Here is a 24,473-nt window from a genome sequence, read left to right as displayed (position 1 = left end):
ATCAATCCGTCTTCCTCATCAATCGTTCGATATAGACGCTCCATAAAAATCAACCACAGATAGACGTAAAAGAAATGGCCTTGTGATATTTTTGGTGTGCAAAAGAAAAACGAGGAGTGATTGATATGGAATTGGCCGAAAAAGAAGAAGTCAAAGCGAAAGGAAGAAAGAAGTTTTTTGTTGTAGAGTTGGTTAAGAAACGATGGCCGTCTTTGGTCGCGCTGGCCGTGGCAGCCTCTGGACTTCCCGCTTCAACGGACCCCATGTCATTGATCTTGTTTCTTGCAGCGCTTTTCTACCCGATATCAGGTGCCATTCGCGGGCATCTCCGCGGGGTTCGCACCATCCTCATACAGGCGACCGCATTAGTCTTATTCGGCGTTATCTCATTAGTGTCCATCTACGTCAACAGAGAAGCAGGACTGATACTGCTTGCGGCAGGTTATATTGGCCATACGATCTGGGACATTGCCCACTTTCGCTCCGGAAAGATCGTCTGGCGAGGGTATGCGGAATTTTGTGCGGTGTTTGATTTGTTTGTTGCAGCCTTTTTGCTCGCACCGATATTCATGTAACACGCGCAGAGGCTGCCCTTCTGACACAATTGAGCTATGCTGCACGTTAGCAGAACAGGCTGCCGTTGATGCTGGCAGCCTGCGTCGTTGAAGCTGTTCAAGTATCCCTTTGCTAAGTTGAGTGTCTGATACCTCTAAGCTCATGCAGCGCCTTCATTGCCTGCTGGACGAATTGCTCCCCGGCTTCTACGGCGAGCTTGCTTCGCTTCGTTATTCGCGGCTCGTATCCGCCCTGTTCGTAAGCCTCGCGGGTAGAGACGTAGCCGGTAGCAGAACCGTTACATAATTCATTGACGATGGTGTATTTGAATGGAGATTTTCGTTTGATCTCAAGCCCGAATTCAACAAACAGCTCACCAGGAAGGCCCACTACGGCAAGCTCGCCGATCCGTAATAGTTGGAGCTCGACCTCAGAGCAGGTTTCTTCGCTTGCATCCACCTCAAGTGCTAACTGGGCGAAAATTTGTTCAATCCGTGTTTCTGTTCCTGCCTTTAGCAGCTCTTGGGCGGCTTGGATATCCGGCTGGGAAGGTTTCCTGTGTGCTACAGAGAAAAAGACTTGTTTGGCTGCCAAAGTTATGGCCTGCCCGGAAGGGATAACCGCTTCACGTACCTTCATGACTTCCCCTGCGAGAATGGTGCCCATTGTAAGGTAATGGTTTGGTACGATAGGGAATTGTCCGCTGACATCGATGTGATTGATGTTCCCCGAGGCGCCCATCAGGAACAAGCTGGCCGTATTTATTCCCAACAGCTGCTTTAACACAGCTGCCAGCTTGCCAGGATAGTCCGCACTGTATTCGGTACCGCCAACTGCGTCTGTATGGCATGCATAATTGGTCACGATGCCAATCGGATTTCCCGCCATGTCATCGATCCGGATGACCGCAACCTCAGGGTCGATCGGACCTGCGGCACGGTCAATGAGTGGATTAAGAACACCAGGATTCGTTGCAAAGCGGCCATCCTTCATGAAGTAACGCCGGTTAAAGGCGATACTCCCCTCTTGTCCAGACCCGAAGCCGATTCTTGCCTCCCGCCGGCTGTTGAAGGCTAATATGGCGGCATCTGCCGCTTTTTGCACCATGAACGAAATATAAGATGCGTCGTAGCTGTCAACAAATCCTGCCTGTACAGGCGGACCTGTGTGCGTATGAGTAGCCGAGACCATGACACAGGACGGAGGAATACCGGTATAAGCATATACACGATCGCGAATCCGTTTCACGATGTCGCTATCCAAATCAATGCAGTCTATTGCAAGGATAGCAAGCGTCTTTCCCGCTGATTCGATGATAAGCGATTTAGCGAACAGCTCGTCTTTAATCCCCGTAGATGTTCTGTCCTCAAAATATCCCGGGATCGAGCTGCCCAGGGGAGGCGTGATGTTCAGTTCACTAACACCGCATTGGATCATCCTCGTCATTCCTCTCTCGTCTCTTATCTTGGGATAATATGGTTATACTCCATTATAGCTTGTATATAAAAGAGAGTATTTGTCTCTTCGATCTTTTAATTTGCACTTCTTAATAGGCCATTATCTGGACAACGAAGAGCACAATCTGTCCTCACCATGCTGCTTGCACCTGCCCTTCCAAGAATGCCTTTCTTCTAGTCCGTTTTCCCTTGCATGGGTATTTACTTAATCATTAATTAAAAGTATGATAATGGTATAATTTTACTCTTATTAATAGATTTTACACACAAATACTCGCGGCCCGCGGCTCTGCCTACGATTTCGAAGCTAGCATTCCTTCGGAATGCTTTGCCCATGCTTTCGAAGCTAGCATTCCTTCGGAATGCTTTGAGGAGGATAAAACCATGAATTCGATGACGCCCCACGATCACCGTTTCGTTCCGCTCCCCATACAGGCCGCGTACAATTGGACAATCGCCAGCCTTGGACACGGCGATTGCTCGGACGCTGTGCTCACGCATAAGGATAAGCTGCTTACCGGAAGGCAGGAGCTATGGGGAGTACCTTTTATGCTTGGCCCCCAGGACGGCGCAAACAACGTCATTTTGCTAAAGGATCAGGAGGTAGAGCTCATCCTCCCGCAGCCGCTTCACGACCGCCAGCTGTTGTTCGTGCATGCTGCGGATTTCAAGGAAAGCTTCACGTCTCCTGATGGAATAATCAATCCGATGATGGGCACTCCGCGTCTCGGAGAAACCGTATGCGAGTATGTGCTGCATTATTCGGACGGCACCGAGGCCGCGTTTCCCATCCGCCGCCGGTACCAGATTAGTGAATTTCAGCTCAAATGGGGAGAAAACAGCTTCGAATCGTTCCCACACATCAAGCCCCGCACGATGGTCACAAACTCCGATGTTCTGCATAAGGAAGCTCCAGCGATTCCTTGGGGCCAGAGCCAGCTTCGCACCACGTTCCCCGGCTTCGGCAGCGGCATGCATCATTGGTTGTACGCGCTGAACAATCCGCATCCGGATAAAGAGCTCATACGCCTGGTCATGCGCCCGGCCGACGGTACGGCGTTCATTTTTGGCATTACCCGAACATCGCTTGCCACGAATCCATTTCGCTGGGATGCCCGCCGCAAAGCGCGATATGTATCCGCACCCGGATTCGTGCCGCAGCCATTCGGGGATAACGCCAACATCGGCATCGATCTAGGCGCGATTATTTCCGCAGCACCTGCGCTTGAGTACAATCACGCCAGTTGGCTGGATAATCCGAATCCACCGCTGCCTGCTCCCAAACAACATGAATGGATTGTGGAATATACCGCCCATCCCGACGCCCATCTTCTCATTCGCGGCGAATCGCCGGCGGCGATTCCGCTGCGTGAGTTGTCCGCCAGCTCTGAATGGAGTCTGATGGAGCATACGCTGCGCAGGGTGACTGTACGCATTACGGAACAATCCTCCGGCAGCAAGGTGGCTGCAAAAATTCATGTACATGGGGCGTTCGGCGAATATATCGCCCCCTTGAACGGACACCGGCTCCCGAATGCCCACTGGTTCGAGGATTACGGGACGGAATATGTGCAGGACTTTCACTACAGTGCTTACATCGATGGAGAAGCCGAATACAAGCTGCCGCTCGGCAGTGTATATATCGAGGTGACGAAGGGCTTCGAGATCAGACCGGTGCGCAAGCACTTCACGATTACCTCGGAAACGAATGTGATTACGATCGAGCTCGAACGCGTGCTGAACTGGAGGCACAAAGGCTGGGTGACTGCAGATACGCATGTCCATTTCCTCTCGCCCCAGACGGCGCTGCTGGAAGGCAACGCCGAGGGTGTCAACGTCGTCAACCTGCTAACAAGCCAGTGGGGGGAGATGTTCAGCAACCTGGGCGATTTTGATGGCAAAACGACGATCGGCAGCCGGGAAAACGGCGGATCTGGCGAATATTTGGTGCGTGTCGGAACGGAAAACCGCCAGCACGTGCTCGGGCATATTTCCTTGCTCGGCTATGAAGGCAAAATGATCGTGCCTTTATGCACAGGAGGTCCTGACGAGTCGGGCCTGGGCGATCCGCTGGAAGCGACAATCACGGAATGGGCCAGGCAATGCCGCGAGCAGAACGGGCTCGTTGTCATGCCCCATCTGCCCAATCCGCGGGCGGAGGGCGCTGCCGCGCTCGTACTCGGGGAAATCGATGCGGTGGAAATGTGCTCCTTCGAGAATGTTGGCATTAATCCGTATTCGTTATCCGATTGGTACCGGTATTTGAATTGCGGTTATCATTCTCCTGCGGTCGGCGGTACCGACAAAATGTCGCAGCAAACCGCTGTCGGGACGATCCGTACCTATTCGCTTGTCCGCAGCGTGTCGTTCACGTACGACACGTGGATGAGCTCTATCCGCAGCGGTCATACGTTCGTCACGCTAGGGCCCCTGCTCGAGTTCCAGATCGGCGGCTGCGTAATGGGCTCGCTGATGCAGCTTCCTGGTTCCGGCGGTACGCTCGATATCGTCTGGCAAGTCTCATCCGTTACCGTTCCGGTGACGAAGATTGAGCTTGTCGTAAGCGGCCTGCTGCGCGAGGAAATCACCGTCGATCCGGAGGTCGGCCAATACGCCGGCCATTGGTCCATTCCGGTGAAAGAAAGCTGCTGGCTCGCCCTGCGCATTCGCGGCAAGTACCATGACCAATCGGAGATGATCGCCGCTCATTCCAGCGCGATAACCGTTATCGTCGATGGCAAATCCTGCTTCAAATCGACCGACGCCGTCACCATTCTAGAGCAGATCGAAGGCTCCACCGCCTATATCAAAACGCTAGCTACCCGAGCCGACGAGCAAACGTACAAACGGATGCTCATGACGCTGACAAGCGCCCACCGGGCACTGCACAACCGGATGCACCAGCACGGGATCCTGCACCAGCACTCCGCCGTTGACCAGCATGACCATCACCATCATGCGATAGGCCGCACAATGAATCATCATGCTTCGCAGCGCAGCCGGATCAGACGGATTTCCGGTTACGGCATTAAGAATAACAGCATTCATAGACATGGCGGGCACAAGCACGATCATGGCGACGGACATGAACATCATGAACACCACAGCCATGGACAAGATTCTAGCGCTCACGATGACGGTGATCCCATCAGCTAGCTGAACACGTGTTGCATTCTGGGTCTGTATTTAATTCATACCTCCAGTAAATAGAAGAGATTCGTGCACTTGCTGCCGTTTTGGAAGTAATATATAAAAAAACAGTCTGTCATCCAGGTATTCGCGGTTGACGGACTGTTTTTTTGATTTGTTGTGCTGCTGTTGCGGATGATTATTCTATTCACACGTGTTGTTAGATTTTACCACTTTAACGAATTATATTATTTTTGCCCTTAAAGGGCATGTGAACGCCCTCGATGTACCTCGGTTTCGGCAGATATTCATTAACCCCCGGAACAGCCTCACCTCGAAGCAGAAAAGCGCTAGGCCACGTTTCCGCTTTGATCCTCGTGCAGGTCGGAATGTAGCGAATCGTTAAGCCGCAGCGGCGCAAGGGAGAGAGATTGGCTTCCGACCCATGAATAATATTGGGATGATGCACCGAGACGCTTCCCGACTTCAGCACAAGATCCACCGCTTTGGACTCATCGATCAGAGCGGGATCCACCTCCGATTCCAGTACACTGTCGACATCCGTGTACCGCTTCATTTCATGCAGATTCATCGTCTGTGTGCCCGGAATAACGCGCATACAGCCATTTTCCGGCAGTGAATCGTCAACCGCAAGCCACAGCGTAATAACATTCATCGGCTCGAGCGGCCAGTAGCTCCCGTCCTGATGCCACAGAACCGGCTTGCCGTCAAAAGGCGGCTTACTGATATAATGCGAAGCGAACAGCGCAATATCCGGTCCGATAAACTGCTCCGCAATATCGAGCAGACGGTCATCGCCGATCAGCCTCACCCAGAACGGATCGTCCGTAATAAACATATTGCCCAATTGCTCGGGACGGACGCCCGGATTTTTGCGCATCAGCCATTCGATATGTTCTTTGGCTTCCGCCATTAACCCGGCGTCCAGCACATTTTCAAATACGGCATAACCTTCTTCATCGTATTGTTTTTTCAAGGTTTTCAGACCTGATTCATTCATACCTTCATCATCCGCCCATCATTCTGTTTAGCCCGTTGTAGATCAGCTGGGCGCTTTCGGCCCGGGTAGCCGAGTCGAGCGGCGCGATGCTTCCATCAGCCCTTCCCTGTATAAGCTGAAGCCGAATCGCTTCGTTCACAGATTCGCTAGCCCAGCCGCTGACCTTCTTCATATCCCTGAACACGGCATGCCCGTCTCCCGCCATTCCGTCGGGTGTATTGTGGAGCAGTGCCCTTACCAGCATGACGGCCATCTGTTCGCGGGTTATGACTTGATTGGGGCCAAATTCCTCAGTCGTTATTCCCGTAATGATACCCGCTTTAAACGCAGCCGCTACCGGTCCGGCATACCAGCTGTCTTCTTGCACGTCGGCAAATCCCGCATTCGTTCCGGCTTCTAGACGGAACACCCGTACCAGCATGGCGGCAAATTCCGCCCGGGTCACATCCGCCTTCGGTTCAAATCGGCCGCTTGGCATGCCTTCCACAATCTGGCGGGCGCTCAGATCGCGCAGCACTTCATAAGCCCAGTGCCCGGAAGGCACATCTTCATAGCGGATGTCATATTCAAGAAGCGCATACATGCCCGGTTCGATAATCTCTGCCGTATACTTGCCGTTTTCCTTATGAGCCGGGATATACGTTAATTTGCCATCCGGCAAAATCCGGTACAGATAGACCGGTCCAACCTTGTCTGTTGATATCTGCTCGAACGCAAGCTTCACCGGCTCGGCAAAATGCTCCGCTGACGATGTACGGTCACCGGTTGTGACCTGCGCCCCCACTTCAAATAACGGAGACCGGAGCTTCAATTGAACATGTTTTGGAACAACCGCCTGCTTCATAGTCTCAGCCGTCAGTTCATCACTGATCCGGTTGAATAATAGAGCAACCGTACCCTCCGCTGCCGATTCATGCTGTGAGGTTAATGCCCGGAGCAGGGCTGCCGGGAATGAAGCGGAGAATCTGCCGGCATTCAGCTGCACGTCCTGATTCTCAAGGATACTGCCGGCCTGCAGCGGCAGCTCAACCGTGCCGCCGGCTTCCTTCATCGTTAGAACAAGACTGCTTTTCCCTAGCTTGCTCCGTATTTCTTCTAGGCTCATCTTCAGCACGGAAGAGGATCCGTCCGCTCCTGCATCTGCATTTCCTGTACTGCCGTTCCCCTCAGGAACTCCGGAACCTCCGGGGCCGACTGTTCCTCCGCCCCCACCCGAACCGCCGTCTCCGCCGTCGGGCTTGCCTGTAAACTTCATATCGGCCCATTTGGCCTGATCGTCACCGTCTCCGACCCACATGACCTGGCCCCAGACCCCGGGTCCGGCATTACGGGTAGCGGCAACCGTCATCCCTACCTTTGTGCCATTGGCGGGTACGAATGGGATCGTTTGCAGCGCGCTCCAGGGAATCGCCATTTCCACGGTATATTTATGCGCTTCCTGATCAACGGATGATTGGATGACGGCACTGGTCAGTGCCTCCTCCTCTTTGCCGGAGTCCCTGCCCCGTCGCATAAAGACATGTGGCTGGGAATCCGGACCGCTCGGCGTAAAGAAGAGGGCATAATCCCCCGAGCCATACGTCGCCCCGTTCTTGTTGTGATCGATATCCAGGAAGAGCATCGAGGCAGTCGACGCATACATTGTGGCTCCCGTCTCCGTAAAAGCGAAGGCGCTGTCTTCGCGCTCTTCAAGTACGTACAGATTTTGAGCGTCCCATTTCATCCGGTACTTTGCTTTCAAGCTGCTGGAGTCGCCCCAAATCATGCCGTAACGCAGAATTTCAGGTGCAGATCCGCTTATCTCGATAATCTGCGCATCGCTCCATTCATTCCCGCCTTCCTGCCCGTTGATCGTAACAGGTGTGGAAGCCCAGGCAGCCTTGTATTCCGGCTTGGTAAAGCTGATCTTCACAGGCATCATAAATTCCGTGACCGCCTCCCCGGATGAGAACCGGATCATCTGAGCGGGCTGCGCGGTCTGAATACCGGCATCTGCTGTCACCTCGACTCGGATCAGCCGCGTCTGGTGCGGGAGCAAGGCGATGTTGTTGTCCGGGAATGCAGCCGATAATTCCCCCTCGCTTTGCGCGGTCAGCACAAGCTTCTGCAACATGCCGCCCCAGCCACCCGTCTTTTGGCTGTTTCCGATCTTCACGTAAACATATCCGCTGTCATTGACGTAAGGCTCAAGCGGATAGCTGCGTTCCGCTTTGTTGCTTTGCCCCTCGACCGGCTGGCCCTCGACATCGGCAACTATCCAGTTCTCCCCATCCGCAGAGATGGAGACCTCGAAGCGGTTAGCCAGCGTTAACTTCACTGACGGCTCGATCATATCCTGCGTAACAGGCAGCCGATAGACAAAATAATGGTCCGAATCGGCATATCTGCTTCCGTCACCGGTCAGCTCCGATCCACTATTGGCAAACAAATACGGGGTTTCTCCTTCCGTCCCCGTCTTAAAGGACAACTGCTGCGCTTCTGCATTCAGCGATAAGGTCATGTCCACATTCCGCGGCTCTGGATCGCGGTTCGTAATGGCTAGCTGCAGCGACCCCGTCTGACCGGGCCCGAGCTCCAGAGAGCGATTGGAACGTACAGTAAACGGCGCAATGCGCTGTTCATGACTAAGGATAAAGCCATAGATAACCGGCCCGTTGCCGGTCGTTTTGTCAGCATTCTCCATCTTGACGTACACTTTGCCGCCCTCAGCGGCATAGGCGGACAAATCGATGGTTTTTATCGCTCGGCCCCGTTCGTCCGGCGCTCTGTACAGCTCCGTCCAGTTCACATTATCCGGGGAGACGCTGATGATATAATTATTGGCCACATCAAGCGAAACCCGCGCTTTCGCGTTCTGGTTTAAGTCGAATCCATAGACAAGCTCTGCGTCATGATCCATAAACCGGAAATCCGCAATCGCGCCGCCGGTATTTTTCACCACATAAGCGGCATCCAGATTGTCCTGGTTCGTTTTGACGATTTTGTCCATGAAGTCGACCGGAATTGAATCAGCGAGCGGCTCATCGGACCATTGCACGCTGATTTTAACACCGTCCTTCCGGTGGTCATGCCTGATAAGCAGCGTTTTTGAGCTATTTTCCCATTCCCAGGACACGGTTACCGGGCTGCCGTTTTTATCGGTTCCCCCCACGGCCTGCGGATACACACCGGCGGGTGCACCAATTCTCGTGCTGGCCCGGGAGTTCGGCGTTCCGGAAAGCGTATATTCCGTTGTGTCCGGCATTTCCCCGACATCTGTCAAGCTGCCGCTGGCGAACAGGATTTCCGGTTTTACCGCCGCTTTGCCGGAGATATCCAGCACCAGCATATTGGATTCCGCCATCATTTCCGTCATGCCCCCGACGACCGGGAGCCGATCGTCGAACAGGTCGATATACGAGCCCTGAAGCTGAATCTGCGCCGGCTGCTCAAGCGTTTGAATCGCGGTATAGGGGCCGCGGACGGCCTTCATCACATTCGTTTCCGTATATGTCTCCCCTGCCTGCTCCACCGCATACTTGGCAATATCGCGGATAAGCTGGGAAGCAGTCTGACTGGCTGCGAAATACGCAGGCGTAACGCCCACCACAATCACTTTTCCGCTGCCGACAGGCTGTTCGTAGGCGGCAGCTTTCCCACCCGCTGTATATAACGGAACCGCTCCGGCTCCGAGATCAGCCGATGTGACGGTGAAATGACGGGGAATGACAACCGATCCGCGTCCGCCGAAAGCTCCGTTTGCGGCGGATGCAGCCTGCAGCTCCACATCCGCGGTACCCGTGGAGGTTTTCTCTTTGGTGACGGCCAATCCGAGCTTATTCCACAGATCCTGCTTCGGCGACGGCATATTCTGGTCCTGCCACCATTCGGACAGGCTGTCGCTGGCGCCCGATCCGCCAGTGTAAACAAGAACGCCGCCTCCGTTTACCCAATCACGGATCGCTTCATTCACTTTAATACCGGTTTGCGGGCTGCCGTTTCCATCAACCGCTTTCCAGACGTCGTAACTGGCGAACAGCACCTTTGTATCGGACAATGCACCCGTTTTGGTTAAATTCTCCACTGGAATAACCTGAATCGGAAGCCCCTTGGCCACAAGCGGCACCATCGGACCATAGAAGGAATTTACGCTTCCAGACGAAGCCATTTGCGAAATGGTATCCGAATACAGCACTCCGATTCCCGAAGTCCCTGCTTCAACGCTTGCCGGTTTATCGTACATGTCCTGCAGAGCGCGAAAAACGTTCGTTTGCACCGTTTTGTAAGAGCCCGGCGCCTGAGCAAAGCCGCGTTCCGCCCACGGGACCACTTCAAACTGCTTGAACTGCGGCTGCATCAGCTGCGCCGCGATCGTTGTTTTGTAGAAATCTTCATATTCCTGCCAGCCATATGAGCCGCTGTCAGCTTTGGGATCGGCCAGCGCATACAGCTGTTTGCCGTCATTGCCCAGCTTTAAGTTGGCAAACGAGGAATAATCAATGTAAGCGGATTCAAACATCCTCCGTTCGCTTTTCCCAGCGTAAGGGACCGGCACCAATGCGGTATCGCTCCATACTTGACCGATATAGCCGTCGATCGTCGGAATGTTGTAATAATCGTAATTGGAAGTCGTGATGCCGTACATCAGATAACTGATCCCCGTATGGGCAGCAATCAGCACCTCGGTTCCGGGAGAATGGGTTTTGATTTTTTCCGACACTTCCTTGAACGTCCGGTAGCTTAAATAGACCTTGAGCTTCTGCGCCTTATACTCCGCGTCCCGGGAGGAATCCGGCGCCACCCATGGCTGCCCGTAATAGGTCTGCCATTCTCTTTTGAACGCTTCGGAATACCCCGATTTGAGGAATACATCGGGCTCCTCGAAGACGATGCGTTTGGCGCCTGCCTCGATACTGCGGCGGGACAGCTCATATACATATTTGTTCCAATTTTCGGTCGGCACCATATAAGGCACATGAACATCGGTCGGATGCGTAAAGCGGTTGCCGTCTTTATCCAGCTGGATTTCGTCCTCATGATTCTGTCCATCGAAATTGCCGGGCACATAATCGTTCATGTCCCGGTTCACGGCCATCATCACATCCACCTGATAACCTTTGCCTGTCCAAGCGCCAATTTTCGACTCAAGTGATGCCGGATTGCTTATATATACCATGACGGAATCCGCCAGCACATGCGAGGTCTCATCTTCCCCGGCAGCCGCCGTCTGAAATGTCGTGCGGACCACATCGTTCACCACAGGCTCTCCCTGCGCGTATGTCGGAACAGAGAACAGCATCACTGCGGCGAGCAGACAGGGAATAAGTTTAGTTTTCATAATATAATCATTCCTCCTTTTGGATAACCCGGGAATATAAAATAAAAACACAAGGAGAAGCGGCGAAAAATCGACTTTCCATGTTCCTTCGACGCTTCCTTAGAATTATTCAGGCTTTTTCAGATGGATTGAAAAAATAATGCAGCCGGCTTCAGCCATTCAGGTAAGTCACGAGCCATCTGCGTTCTTCCGGCAGGACGCCTTCCACATGGCACGAGTCCGTTTCGCCGGGCAATACCACAAAACCGTCGTTCAAAGGCCTTGACGGCGTGGTTTGCGAAGCTCCATCAGCTTCCGCCTCCACTTCCAATCCCCGCACTCTTACAAAAAGCGCAGCTGTATCGCCCGTGTTGGTTACGGTAACCCGGGTTCCGCCATTCTCCACCGCGGTCTCCCAGCGTAAAGCCGTTGCCGCAAGCGAACGGAAAGCCTCCAGAGGAGGAGCTTTCTCATCGGCCTTTACGGCAAATGTATACTCATTATCCGCCACAAGCTGACAGTTTTTCGCGTCTCTTGCCTTCAGCCGCACAACAAACACATCTGCCGCCGGTACCTTGAAAACCATCTCTCCTGCCAGGACTGCTTCCGCCTCCGGCGCTTCTCCCACGGTGAAATCCCCGGCTGCCAGGCCCCTTCCCGATGCATCTAAAGCGATCCATTCAACCTGTATGGAACCATCGGCCCCTTCTCCATCGCGCGTCAGAAACACCGATCCTGTAAAATCCTCTCCGGGAAGATAAGCAACGGCTTCATACCGGAGCAAAATATGCCGGTTGCGGTTCGCCCGTGCGACCCAGCTGTAAGCAAGCTTCGGATCGCCATAGTAGTCGACGGAGCTGGTGCAGGACACATTGGGATAAGGCTCATTAAACTGCCACAGCAAGCTGCCGCTGCAGTGCGGAGCGCGCCGCCGGTTCGCTTCGACCGCATAGCGGATCCCTTCCGCCTGCAGCCACTGCGCCGCTTCCGACATGCGCGCAAGCGTATCGAACGGCCCCCCGAACAGGGACTGCAGCTGGTCATCCATGTTCCAGTACTCATACCCGTGCTGCTGCCATTCGATGGAACCGGACTGCTCCGGGCTCAACCGCTCCGGCGGAAGAAAGCGGCGCAGGCTCTCCGGCGAAGCGAAGCCGTCTCCGCCATATTCGCTGTGCAGCAGCGCATCGCTGGCATTATAGAGCTTGTAGTGCCCTTCCTCTCCTGAATGTTTCCACGGCCCGTGTACATCGTACATGATCCCTTTCCCGGCATCTTCCGCGCTGAGGAAGAATGTCGGGCCCGACGGAGAAGTCGGAAGAAAATACCGGGTGTCATCAAGATCGGAGACCAGATTCCGCAGCAGCTGCATATTGGGATGGCGGTCCGTTAATGGTTTCATCCGGCTGTCCAGATGACCGCCTTCGGTTAATTCATTGCCCCCGCACCATATAGCCAGCGAAGGATGGCTGCTTCGTTCGCGGATCACATGGCGCATCGTATCGTATAAGGTGTGAAGGAACGCCGGTGCAGCAGAAGGTTCGTTATTGAAGCCGGAGCTGGATTGCATCATTTCCTGCCAGATAAGAATGCCAGCCTGATCACACAGGCTGTAGAACAGCTCCGTTTCAATCAGTCCGCCTCCCCAGATACGGAGTAGATTGACATTGGCTTGTTTCGCCAGGGAAATAAGCCGGCGCAGCTTATCCGCTGTATCTCTTCCATATAACTGATCGGCGGGAACCCAGTTCCAGCCTTTCATATAAATCGCCTTCCCGTTGACCGCGACCGTATATGCCAGGGCGTCGGCAGGCGCTCCCGGATTGGCATGGAAGGATAACATCCGAAAACCGACCGACGCCGTATCCTTATCACTTATATTGCTGGTGGAGTCCGGATGATGCAGCTTCACCACCACCCGGTACAGCGGCTGATCCCCGTACCCGTTAGGCCACCACAACCGGACCGCTTCCACCGGCAGATGCAGCCGGATGGTCTGCAGTCCGGGGTTGACGGTGCCCTCATACAACTCCGAGCCGACAGGTTTTCCATCCGGGTCATACAGCTCGGCTTCCAGCCGGACAAGGCCGCTATTAATGCTTTCCACAACGGCATTTACCTTCAGCAGCCCCGCCCCGTCTGCGGTCGGCACCGCTTCATACCCGACATGGTCCAAGGAGCACCAGTCCGAAATCTTCAGCCCTACCTTCTTCCACAGTCCGATATGGACAAGCCGCGGACAGAAGTCCCATTTGTAGCCGAAACGGCTCTTGAGATGGTCGACTTCATCCGTCCGGCCCAGCTGCGCTACGCCTTCCGGCGAGCGCTCCAGCACAATGGCGAGCGTGTTGGATTCCCCGAGCCGGAGGCTGTCCTGCGGCAGTTCAATCAGACCGGGCTTGAACATGCCGGTATGACCCCCGCATTCTTTACCGTTGAGCAGAACTCTCGCGGAATGATCGACCCCTTCCAAAACAAGGCGTATCCGTTTGCCCGCCCACGATGGATCCGCCTGGAACGAGGTCCTGTACATCCAGTCCCTGGCGTTCACCCATTCGCAAGCCGCCGCATTGGCACCGAAATAGGGATCCGGCAAATATCCCGCGCGGTGCAGATCCCAATGAATGCTACCCGGCACGGAAGCGGGAATCCACGGCACGACGCCTTTTAATTCCAGTCCCAGCTCCATGCTTTTTCCAAATGCCCAGAAGCCGGGGTAAAAACCGCTGAGCTCCCACTTCTCGTTCAATTCCAGGTATGCTTCTCTTCCTTTCTCCATTCCTTGCTCATCTCCCGCCATCATGTTTAAAGCCTGCAAGGACAGTCTTGCGCTTCACAGCTTTTCTTACGACGAGTACCAGAACTTGAGTGTTACAATCTCCTTCGGTTGCACCGTAACCGTCCATTTATTGTCTACTCCCGCTTCCAGGAGCTCGAGCGTCTGTTCATCCAGGTTCACCCGCTCCGCCCGGCTAACCTGAGCCAGCGGTCTGATCTCTCCGGTTTCCGCTGTCTCCAAGCAGTTCCACAGACGAACAATCCAGGCATCCGCATCGTCCTCAGCCTGCTTGTAGGAACTGACAACCAGCCCGCTGCCTTGGATGTCAAGGTAAGAACGCCGCGCCGGCAGATCGGCTGGCCTTCTGTGCAGCGTTTCATGAGCAACCCTGCCCACCGGGCGGTTAATGCTGCGGATATCCAGCGCAACCTGCAGCTTCTCGATCATTAAATCTCCGCCTGAGACAGCAGCGGGATCGAATGGCCGGAAAGCATATTCGAATTCTAGCGTTTGGAGCAGATTTCCGCCGTCGCCACCATCGCTCAACACCTCGCTGCGAGTACTGCGGAATAAAGTGAGCCCTGCCGTTCTCGCCCTGTCTTCCCTGACCTGCACTTCATAAAGCCCTTTGCTGAATATGGCGAGTCCATGCTGCCCATTATCGATGGAAAGCAGACCGTTGTAAGGAACGATACCGCTGTCCTTCTCGATATGCCGGCTGTAATCCGGCTTCACGACATTCCTCCGGACCAAATCGAAAGGTGTGCTGGTTGTGAATTCACCGCTGTCTATTCCGGTAGGCAGCAGCACTCGAAGACGATGGTCCCGCACATGATTGTCCACGACCGTCCGGCAGCGGATAATGGGATCATCCTTACGGAGAGTCACGAAAGTCGTTATCGGCAGGCTGGTCCGGACTGCGGAGCGCCGCGTCTGATCGGCCGCAGCGGATTCCGGTACATCAAGCCGGAGGGCGATGCGCAGGCAGGTCTCCAGCGGCCCGTCATACATGACGGATACCGAGGCCGGACCAGCTGCGGAATTGACCGTTTCATTGCTGACTGGAGCAATGAATTTCCAGCCGTCGCCGATATCCGCTTCGTCCTCGAAGGTCAATAGGCCGCTTGTTTCATAGCCTGTAGTCAAATCGCGCAGGGCAAGGGTTCCGTTTGCCGCAATATCGATACGTACTCTCCCATTCTCCCAGCTTGTCGGAGACGTCTGCTGCGCACCGGGGTAACGCACAGGCTCCGCCGCCTTGCGAAACGCATATTCGCCAGCTCCCGGCGCCTCGGACAGATGCATCTCTACGGTATAGGCCGTGTATCCGAAAGCGGGAATATCTGCTGAGAGGGCGATGGTGTACCGGTCGACCGCCCGTCCGCGCGGGATATCGCGATAGGGACGCCAGCGTTTGATGCTGTTTTTCTGCAGGCCGACGATTTGGAACGGCACCTCGCGCCCTTCATGATCCAGAAGCTTGAAATTGGTCCCGGCCACTTCCGGGAACTGCGACGGGTTCGTCGTGCCCGCAGGCAGCTCCAGCTCGAAATGGATAACACCGTTCACAGAACGCTGGGACGAATTAAACAGAATCGCCGCATGACGCCCCTGCAGAGCCGACTCATCGATATGGCCGCTGATGAACGCGAGCGCTTCGCCAGTCATCCGCTCGCCGATTGAACGGCTCTGCGCAAAGCGGTACAGCATGTCCTCATGCACCGGTGTGATGGAGCAGCCGCAGATGGAATCATGGGGATGATTTTCCAGCAGATGTCTCCAGGCTTCACCGAGAAAAGGCTTCGGATATGCCCGTCCGTCATGCTCAGCAAAAGCGCTCCATGGCTCCGCCCAGCCTGTCAGTAAATATTCGCCTGACTGGTTCAGCTGCTTCAGATGAATCCGCGAAGAAAGCACGTTCGACAGCACCATGTTATTGACACCGTTATACCCGGGGATCCGCTGTTCGCCGCGCAGAACCTCAATGCCGCCGACTTTGCCCCGCAGTTCGTTCAAATATTCTTCCAAACTGCTGTGGACCCACTCCACACCGGCATCCATGTTGTTAAGCAGCTCCAGCATCCAGCCAAGGCGCGGCTCGATCTCGACATGATCGCAGCCGTCGAGGCCAAGCGCAATGTCGGTCGTAATCCGCTCGGTCTTATATGCGATCATCTCCTTGGCCCGCCTGAGAAGCTCTTCCTCATCGTACTGAAAATCCCGCTCGACAAAAGGCCAGCGGAGGAAGAAATAGAAGTCGCTGTAAGCTCTGTCTTCATCCAGCTTCAAGGCCAGCACCCTGCTGCCGTCGGCGCCCTCCCACCACAGCTCTGACGGGTCGCCGTCACCGTGAAATCCCCGGAACAGCACGGCATTATCGATGCCGAAGCCGCTGAATATCTGCGGCATCTGACTGTTATGGCCGAATATATCGGTTACATAACCGGATTTCATCGGCTCGGCCCCCATCGCCCTGGACTGCCTGAAGCCGGTCAAGAGGTTGCGGACGAGCGATTCCCCGCTGACCAGAAATTCATCCGGCATGACATACCACGGCCCTGCGGCGAGTCTCCCCTCCTGCAAATACGCCTTCAGCTCCTCCTGGCGTTCCGGTCTTATCGCCGTGTAATCCCCCAGCACCACCGTCTGCCCATCCAGCATAAAATGGCGGTATGAAGCGTCTGCCTTTAAGTGGTCAAGCAGCTCATCCATGAAATACACCAATCTCGTGCGGTAATTCTGAAAATCCTCATACCATTCCCGGTCCCAGTGCGTATGTGAAACAACGACTATTTTCTTTAATATCCTTCTCTCTGTCTGCTGTGTCATTATTTAATAAACCTCCTGTTCTTTACGCGCCTCTATAATACCCTGTGAATCATAAGCAAAGGCAGAGAACGGACCGATGTTCCCTTCTCTGCCCTCCATGTCTGTTATTTAGCTGCATTCATTTAATATTGCGGTTTGACTTTGTTTGTCTGCAGCTCGTTTACTTCGTCAATGATTTTCTGGCCGCCTGCCTTCAAATATTTGTCGATTGCCGCATCCCAATCCTGCTCCGTAATTTTGTCGTTAATAATGGCTCCGTCTATCACAGACTGCAAATAATCGTTATAGAGCTGGGCTCCCTGCTCCACTTCAAGCGGCGAAAAGATTGTAGGATTGCGGTATTCCGGGTACTGCACCTTGTTATAGGCATCGAATTTCGTTTTCGCCTCCGCAAAATATTCGCCGACGCCCGCGCCTTCGTATTTTGCTTCCTCTGATTCCCAGTTCAGCGCTTCGGACATAGGGGTGATCATCTGCAGCGGTTCGATTTGACCGTTCTTATAGTCCGCTTCCTTGTCGTCATCCGCAAGCAGCAGCTTTTTGCCATCCTCGATTTTGTAGGTTTTGCCTTCAATACCATATCTTCTAAAATCGCTGCCATCCGTAAACAGCCAGTTCAGATAACCGAAATACCCGTCGGGATCCTTCATTTTAGCGGAAATATACATGCCGCGGTCCCATGCCCCGAAAGGACGTATGCCGCCCATCGAACCATCAGGGCCTTCCAATGGAGGCAGAATGCCAACTTTGGCAGACGGGTCCGTTTTTTTCATCGTCGAGATAATTTCCGGACCGTACCCCCAGTTGATGCCCAGAACAGCCGCTTTGCCGGAAGTGAATTTTTGTTTGGCATGATCCCAGTTCTTGGCAATCAGGAATTCATTGTCCAGCAATCCTTCTTTTTTCAGGTTTTTGAGCCAGAAATAATAGCTTTTGCCGCCATCGGTCAAATACCAGGGAACGATTTTTTCCGGATTATCCCGGTTATCGCCGTTTGCCGGGCCCCAGGCGTAATGGGAGAATCCGAAGGAGGTAGACAGCCCGCCGAATCCCCAGATCGTATCCTGCGCCGTAATCGGAATCATTTTCGGATCGTTTTCTTTAATTTTGGCCAGCGCCGCTTCCAATTCCTTGACCGTCTTGGGTTCGGCTATGCCGAGCTTCTCGAAGATGTCCTGCCGGTAGTACGTAAATATCGGCACTAGCGGATTGGACACGTTCGGAATGAAATAGATATCGCCTTTCTCGTCGGTTAGCGTGTCCCAGACGGATTGCGGCACCGCTTCTTTCACCGCCGGGTATTTATCCAGATATTCATTGATTTTCATGAAAGCGCCCTGGTCTTGCATTTCCTTGAACTTCTTATCCGTAGGACCCGCCGCCCAGAATACGTCGGGAATGTCTCCGGAGGAGATGATCGTCATGATCTTCGTGTCATACTCCGTAACCGGAATGATCTGCGCATCGATTTCCACATTCCCCTGCTTGAACAATTCCTTCTCGTACGGGCCTCCCTTCGTATAGGTCGCCGCCCCCCAAACAGGCCGTACATAGCTGAACTTGACCGGCTTTGCCGCCGCTCCGCCGTCATTTCCTTCCGTGGCAGAGCTGCCTCCTCCGCCTTCATTGCTCGGAGCATTGTCTTTATTGCTCGAACAGGCGGCCAGCAGCATCACCATCATGAGAAAGACGAGCAGAATGATTCCCCTTTTTTGTTTCGTTGTTCTTCGCATGTTTCTTTCACCTCTTATACGGATTTGTTTTCTATGAGCAATCCTTGACGGATCTCCCAACTCGTTTAGCCTTTCACGGAGCCGAGCATAATGCCTTTCACGAAATATTTCTGCAGGAACGGATAAACGAGCAGGATCGGCACGACGGCGAATATGATGCTCGCAGCTTTGATATTTTCCGGCGTCAGCATAATTTTGCTGGCATCCTGGCTGATGGTAGTTGATACGCCCCGCATATTGAGCGCATTCATATCGATAACGATGGAACGGAGCAGCACCTGCAGCGGCCACTTCGTGTTGTCGGTGATGAAGAAGAGTCCGGTAAAAAAATCATTCCAGTGGCCGACCGCATAGAACAGGCCGATGGTTGCGATTGCCGGTTTGGAGAGCGGAATGATCATCCACCATAAAATGCCCATTTCACTTGCGCCGTCGATCCGCATCGCCTCCTCCAGCTCCTCGGGGATGCTCCAGAAGAAATTGCGCATCAGAATCAGATTGAAGGGCACAACCAGACCGGACACGACCAGTACCCAGACGCTGTTCAGCAGATGCAGATTTTTCAGCAAAATATAAGTCGGAATCAGTCCTGGACCAAACAGCATCGGGAAAATACAGAACCACAGCAGCATCCGGCTGCCAGGCATTTTCGTCTTGGACAGGGCGTAAGCGCCGGTAATCGTGACCAGCAGATTAAAGAAGGTGCCTACTACCGTGGCGAAGACCGTCACGCCAAATGACTTGAGCAGTACAGAGGTCGAAAATATATATTTGTAGGCATCCAGCGTTACGCTGTATGGGACAAGCATCAGAGGATGCTCATAGATGGCATGCGCTTCGCTCAGCGACATCGCCAGCACGTTCAGAATCGGGAGCAGCGTAATCAGCGCAAGCGCGGTCAGGACCAGCGTAATGATGGCCTGCACCCAGACCGGATTGCGGTCCAACGCTTTGGGCTTGTTGATCAGCCTCAGGTCATTTGCTTCAACCTGTTCCTGTGTGGTTACCATAATGATTTCTCTCCTGTCCGGCGGATAATATGATTGGCCGATACGATCAAGACCGCAGCGATCACGCCTTTAAACAACCCAACCGCGGTAGCCAGGCCATAATTCGCTTCCAGCAAGCCGACCCGATACACGTAGGTATCGATAATATCGCCCACGCTGTAAACAACGGGATTGGAGAGGATGAGAATCTGCTCGAAGCCGGCATCAAGGATGCTGGCCAGCTGCAGAATTAGCAGCATGGCGATCATCGGCCTGATTCCAGGCAGCGTAATATGCCAGATTTGCCTTAGCTTGCCGCCTCCATCCACCTTGACCGCTTCGTATAAATGCGGATCGATTCCAGTTAAGGCCGCCAAGTAAATGATTGCCGCCCAGCCGAATTCCTTCAGAATGCCCGTCACGACAACCAGAGAACGGAAAACCTCGGGATTTGCCGCCAGATTAAGCGGTTCAAAACCCAGATTGCCCAGAACCAGATTTACGATTCCCGAAGGACCGATGACATTGAACACAATGCCGCCGAACACAACCCAGGACAGAAAATGCGGGAAATAGGTAATCGTCTGAATCGTCCGCTTAAACCACATGGTCCGGACCTCGTTCAGCATCAGAGCAAACAGGATGGGCACCGGAAACCCGAACAGGAGGCGGTAGAAGCTGATGAGTACCGTATTGCGGATCAGCTCCGGAAATTTAACCGACGAGAACATCGTGTCGAAATTTTTCCAGCCTACCCATGGACTTTCCCAGACGCCCTTGAACGGCTGGAAGTTTTTGAACGCGATGACAATGCCATAGAAAGGAATGTAATTGAACACCAGAAAATAAAGAAGAGTGGGCGCGAGTAACAAATAAAAGTACCGCCAATGCCAAATTTTCCGCAAAATGTGGTTCCCCCAATTTAGAAATGTATGCGCTTCCTTGAATAAGGTTATAATAAATTACCATTTGTTATATGTCAATAACTATTTATTATATTTGTATTAGGTCAATGTATAAAGTTATACCTTTTATCTATTAGTTTCTTTTCTCCTTATTCAAACTGTTTTTTATACATTGTTTGTTGATAGTCATCCGTTTATAATGTTATAATACAATTATAACTTTTGATCATGAAAGGAATTCTTATGTCGCAGACATCAGGCAATCTCCCCCTATATCTTCAAATCAGAGGGATGCTCAAAGAAAAGATTGAACAGGGCCTGCTTCAACCCGGTGATCAGATTCCTACGGAGGCTGAATTGATCCAGCAGTATGGCGTTAGCCGCATAACGATTAAAGGGGCTTTGAAGCTGCTCGTCGAAGAAGGACTTGTCTATCGGATCGCCGGCAAAGGCACCTTCGTATCTGACCCGCAGGGCTCAGATGCTCTGCTTGCACAAGAGATCGACTCCGCCGTTCCGATGATAAAAATTGGCTACCAAAGCCCCCTGACCAACGACGAATTTTCCCTTCATTTGCTTCAGGGAGTAGAAGAAGCCTGCAAGGAGCAGAATGTCGCCTTGATCATCCGCACGGCTACGACGCAGAAGGAAGAGAAAGAAGGGATCCGGTTCCTGTGTGCTGCAGGCGTTGACGGCCTTCTGATTTTCCCCGTCGATGGCGAGGCATACAGTGAAGCGATACTGAATTTGAAGACGGACAAAATCCCATTTGTGCTGATCGACCGCTATTTGCCGGGGATTCATACCAATGCCGTCTATTCCGATAATTATCAGGGTGGATATTTGGGGACGGAGTATCTGATCAATAAAGGCCATGAGAAGATCGGAATATTGTCGGGGAGCAAATCCAAGACATCCAGCTCCGAGGACCGCTTCACCGGGTATCTGGACATGGCAAAAGAAGCAGGTCTCCGAATCGAGCCTGCCCACTGGTTAACAAGAACCGATGAATTCACTTATATGGATGCCGCAACCACTCATACTATGATCAAGGACTGGCTGGAAGCTCAGCCGGACATCACAGCCGTCTTCACGTTCTCCAACATTCTGGCAGTTCGCGCCGCGGAAGCGGCCCAGGCCATTGGCAAAAAAATACCGGAGGATCTGGCCATTCTCTCCTTTGACGCCCCTTATATCCGTGATTATCAGGGCCATGTGTTCAGCCATATTCAACAGCAGGAAGGCAAATTGGGCGAAGAAGCCATCAATCTGCTGTTAGAGGTGATTAAAGACCCCGCCCTGCTCCGGAAAATCGTCATTCCCGTGTCTTTAATTGAAGGAAGGACGACCTAACGGATACGGATCAAGGATTGCAGAAAAAACGGACCCTGTTGCCATACTCGAGAGCTTGCAGGCCGTATGGTCGAATCGGGCAATCGATCGCGTTCGCTCGGTCCAAGATTCCCGTTCCTTTCCGCCAAAATCCGAAACGCAAGTTCATCGACGATCGCCTTCAGCCGAGGTACTCGATCCAGCAGCTTCTCTACACTCTACTATGGGCAGATCAGTTGATCCAATAAGCAAGTCAACGGGAAAACCATCCTCAGCAAGCAGAGACAATATACTATTTTAGGAAATAAATACATTTTCAGCTATATCGCTAATGCAATAAAGCCGCGCAGAAAGCGAAAGGATCCGCCGCGGGCGGATCCTTTCGCTTTCTCGATGTCAGTTCTGATTATTAGGGAACAGACCTATTGAACGATAACCCTGGTTCCCGTCTTCCACGACCGAATAGCCGCATCCGCGACCTTCAAAGCCCGATGCCCGGCTTCAGCGTGAACCGGGGGTTGTTCTCCAGCTTTGAAGGCCGCAAGCAGGGCATCGAAATGCTTATCGAACGTGCGGTGGAATTCCCGGTCTGTATCATTAAAATAGCCGGCTTCCCATACCTCGCCAAGCTCGCTTCCTTTGGGATGATAGGCGTACCGCTTGACCGTATCGTGAATGACGACCCGGCCTGCCGTACCGTCCAGCTCGACCCGGTGCGTATCCGGATAAGCGTAGGAGGAATCGTAGGTTCCGATCAGGCTGCCGACGGCACCGCTTGCGAATCGCAATGCGAGCGAGATTGTCCGCAATCCGCCTCCTGTCTTATCGGTCATCTCGGCCATCACAGCTTCGATCGGACCGCACAGATATTCCAGCATGTCGATACCATGGCATTGCGTCTCGATCAGATTGGCGTGCGAATGATCGCTTCCCCCTTCCCCGCCGAATCGCCACGTCGCCAAAGTAAGCTCGCCAAGCCTGCCTGCCATAATTGCATCGCGCGCCAGCTGAACCGGTTTGGCATACCGATGGTTGAAATTAATGGCGAAGAACAGATTGCGCTTGGCCGCCTCGTTCAGAAGTGTGTCCGCCTCTTTTATATCAAATACCAACGGTTTCTCGACAAACAACGGGATGCCGGCTTGAATGATTTGCAGCGTTGCCTCATAGTGGCTCTGATTGGGCAAGCACACGCTGATCAGATCCGGCTGTTCCTTTTCTATCATTTCATTGATGTCCGTATACGCATTCGTACCGAACAGCTCGGCACGCGCCAACGTCCTTTCCGGATTACGACCGACAACCGCACAAAAATCGACATCCCTTCGGTCGTTCAGCACCCTAGCATGCTGCAATCCCCACCCGCCAGCGCCGACCAAGGCGATTTTAATCCGCTGCTTGCTCATTGCTCGATAACCACCTTACCCGTTTCCCCTGCAAAGAAGAGCTCATAGGCTTCCTGAATTTCAGTTGCCTTGCAGCGGTGCGTGATGATTTGGCTCAGATATGGCAGATTCTCCAGCATCAGCTCATGGTTCTCTTCGAATTCGTCGTACCGGAAATATTCGCTTCCAAGCACGGCACGTTCAGCAGCGATCAGATCATGCGACACACTTAGGTTGAGTTCTTGTCCATGACCGACACAAACCAGGACCCCCCTTTTGTTTAGCGCCTCCAGCGCTGTACGGCGCCCATCAGACTTACCGCTCGTATCTATCGCGATATCTACGCCAACCATGCCACTTTGTCCAATTGCTTCAGTAAGTGTACGATTGTTAAGGTTTACTGGAATCGCACCCATCTTCTCCGCTAATTCTAGACGATAGGGTATGAAATCCGTAATAAATACCGGGGTTTCATGGCCCAGTATAAGCTTCGCCATCGCTACAACACCCAAGCCAATCGGCCCTGCGCCTGTGATCGCGACAGACCGGATATCGGGACGGACGAGGGATGCCCGTTTGAGCGCATGACCGCCTGTTCCCATAATATCGAGAATCATCGTTGCTTCCGCCATTGGAATCGACTTATCGATCGCGAAGAACACGTTCTCGTCGATCACCATGAACGGACCGTATCCCCCATCATGGCTGAACCCATAGTCTGCTTGCTTATCTAGACACTGATTGGTGTAACCCTGATTGCAGTTTTGACACTGACCGCAATAGCCCATTAGAAAGACGACTCCCGGCGTTCCGATGACCGTATTCGTACCAGGACCGACGGCCGCTACAATCCCCGATGCCTCATGACCCGGTGTCGTACTCGAACCCTCGTAAAACTGGCCTCGGTCGGAACCGCATAGCGCATTGGCCTTGACCTGAAGCAGCAGCTGCCCCCTTCCCGGTACCGGTACTTCCTTCTCCCCGTACTCGATCCTGCCACTGCCAACAAACAACGGAATGCTCATGGTTTGTACTGGATTGGATGTGTCTCCCATTGGCTTCT

13 protein-coding genes are annotated in these 24,473 nt (G+C 53.3%); 3 read left to right on the top strand and 10 right to left on the bottom strand.

The genetic code is table 11. From position 1 onward, the window contains the following. Positions 1–125: 125 nt before the first annotated feature. The gene (locus tag NNL21_RS11670) at positions 126–575 is read left to right on the top strand and encodes a hypothetical protein (protein ID WP_204819160.1); all 450 of its coding nucleotides are present in this window, start codon (positions 126–128) and stop codon (positions 573–575) included. Positions 576–687: 112 nt separating this feature from the next. Here NNL21_RS11670 and NNL21_RS11665 read toward each other — a convergent pair whose 3' ends face one another. Next, positions 688–2,001: a neutral/alkaline non-lysosomal ceramidase N-terminal domain-containing protein gene (locus tag NNL21_RS11665; protein WP_204819158.1), complete on the bottom strand. Its 1,314-nt coding sequence runs from the start codon at positions 1,999–2,001 to the stop codon at positions 688–690. A 395-nt stretch (positions 2,002–2,396) separates the two neighbouring features. On the opposite strand from NNL21_RS11665, the gene NNL21_RS11660 reads away from it, so the two are divergent. Continuing rightward, entirely contained in the window at positions 2,397–5,168 is a 2,772-nt protein-coding gene (locus NNL21_RS11660; protein ID WP_204819152.1) for a CehA/McbA family metallohydrolase, read from the top strand. A gap of 208 nt (positions 5,169–5,376) precedes the next feature. Here the strand turns inward: NNL21_RS11660 and NNL21_RS11655 are convergent, their stop codons facing one another. From NNL21_RS11655 to NNL21_RS11625, 7 genes are all read right to left on the bottom strand, one after another. After that, on the bottom strand, positions 5,377–6,162 hold the full coding sequence (locus NNL21_RS11655) for a phytanoyl-CoA dioxygenase family protein (protein WP_204819149.1): 786 nt from the start codon (positions 6,160–6,162) through the stop codon (positions 5,377–5,379). Between the two features lie 7 nt (positions 6,163–6,169). After that, entirely contained in the window at positions 6,170–11,479 is a 5,310-nt protein-coding gene (locus NNL21_RS11650) for an S-layer homology domain-containing protein (RefSeq protein ID WP_204819148.1), read from the bottom strand. 151 nt (positions 11,480–11,630) lie between these two features. Further along, on the bottom strand, positions 11,631–14,237 hold the full coding sequence (locus NNL21_RS11645) for a glycoside hydrolase family 2 protein (protein ID WP_204819147.1): 2,607 nt from the start codon (positions 14,235–14,237) through the stop codon (positions 11,631–11,633). Positions 14,238–14,303: 66 nt separating this feature from the next. After that, positions 14,304–17,066, bottom strand: coding sequence for an alpha-mannosidase (locus NNL21_RS11640; RefSeq protein WP_204819146.1), 2,763 nt, complete (start codon positions 17,064–17,066; stop codon positions 14,304–14,306). Positions 17,067–17,188: 122 nt separating this feature from the next. Then, positions 17,189–18,799 carry a type 2 periplasmic-binding domain-containing protein gene (locus NNL21_RS11635; protein WP_204819145.1) on the bottom strand — a complete coding sequence of 537 codons (1,611 nt, stop codon included), beginning with the start codon at positions 18,797–18,799 and terminating at the stop codon, positions 17,189–17,191. 65 nt (positions 18,800–18,864) lie between these two features. Beyond that, positions 18,865–19,809 (bottom strand): carbohydrate ABC transporter permease, encoded by a 945-nt coding sequence (locus tag NNL21_RS11630; RefSeq protein ID WP_204819144.1) that lies wholly within the window; start codon positions 19,807–19,809, stop codon positions 18,865–18,867. Continuing rightward, entirely contained in the window at positions 19,803–20,693 is an 891-nt protein-coding gene (locus NNL21_RS11625) for an ABC transporter permease (protein ID WP_256555178.1), read from the bottom strand. The genes NNL21_RS11630 and NNL21_RS11625 overlap by 7 nt, the downstream gene beginning before the upstream one ends. A gap of 243 nt (positions 20,694–20,936) precedes the next feature. On the opposite strand from NNL21_RS11625, the gene NNL21_RS11620 reads away from it, so the two are divergent. Continuing rightward, complete coding sequence (locus NNL21_RS11620) at positions 20,937–22,046, top strand: GntR family transcriptional regulator (protein ID WP_204819143.1); 1,110 nt, start codon at positions 20,937–20,939, stop codon at positions 22,044–22,046. Between the two features lie 401 nt (positions 22,047–22,447). On the opposite strand, the gene NNL21_RS11615 is transcribed toward NNL21_RS11620, so the two are convergent. Further along, entirely contained in the window at positions 22,448–23,431 is a 984-nt protein-coding gene (locus NNL21_RS11615) for a Gfo/Idh/MocA family protein (protein WP_204819142.1), read from the bottom strand. Then, positions 23,428–24,465: a zinc-binding dehydrogenase gene (locus NNL21_RS11610; RefSeq protein ID WP_204819141.1), complete on the bottom strand. Its 1,038-nt coding sequence runs from the start codon at positions 24,463–24,465 to the stop codon at positions 23,428–23,430. The genes NNL21_RS11615 and NNL21_RS11610 overlap by 4 nt, the downstream gene beginning before the upstream one ends. Between the last annotated feature and the right edge of the window lie 8 nt (positions 24,466–24,473).

This window comes from Paenibacillus mendelii (assembly GCF_024498075.1).
Classification (GTDB): Bacteria; Bacillota; Bacilli; order Paenibacillales; family Paenibacillaceae; genus Paenibacillus_Z; species Paenibacillus_Z mendelii.
The sequence above is the reverse complement of the archived record's forward strand: the minus strand, read 5'-3'. Positions and strand labels throughout refer to the sequence as shown.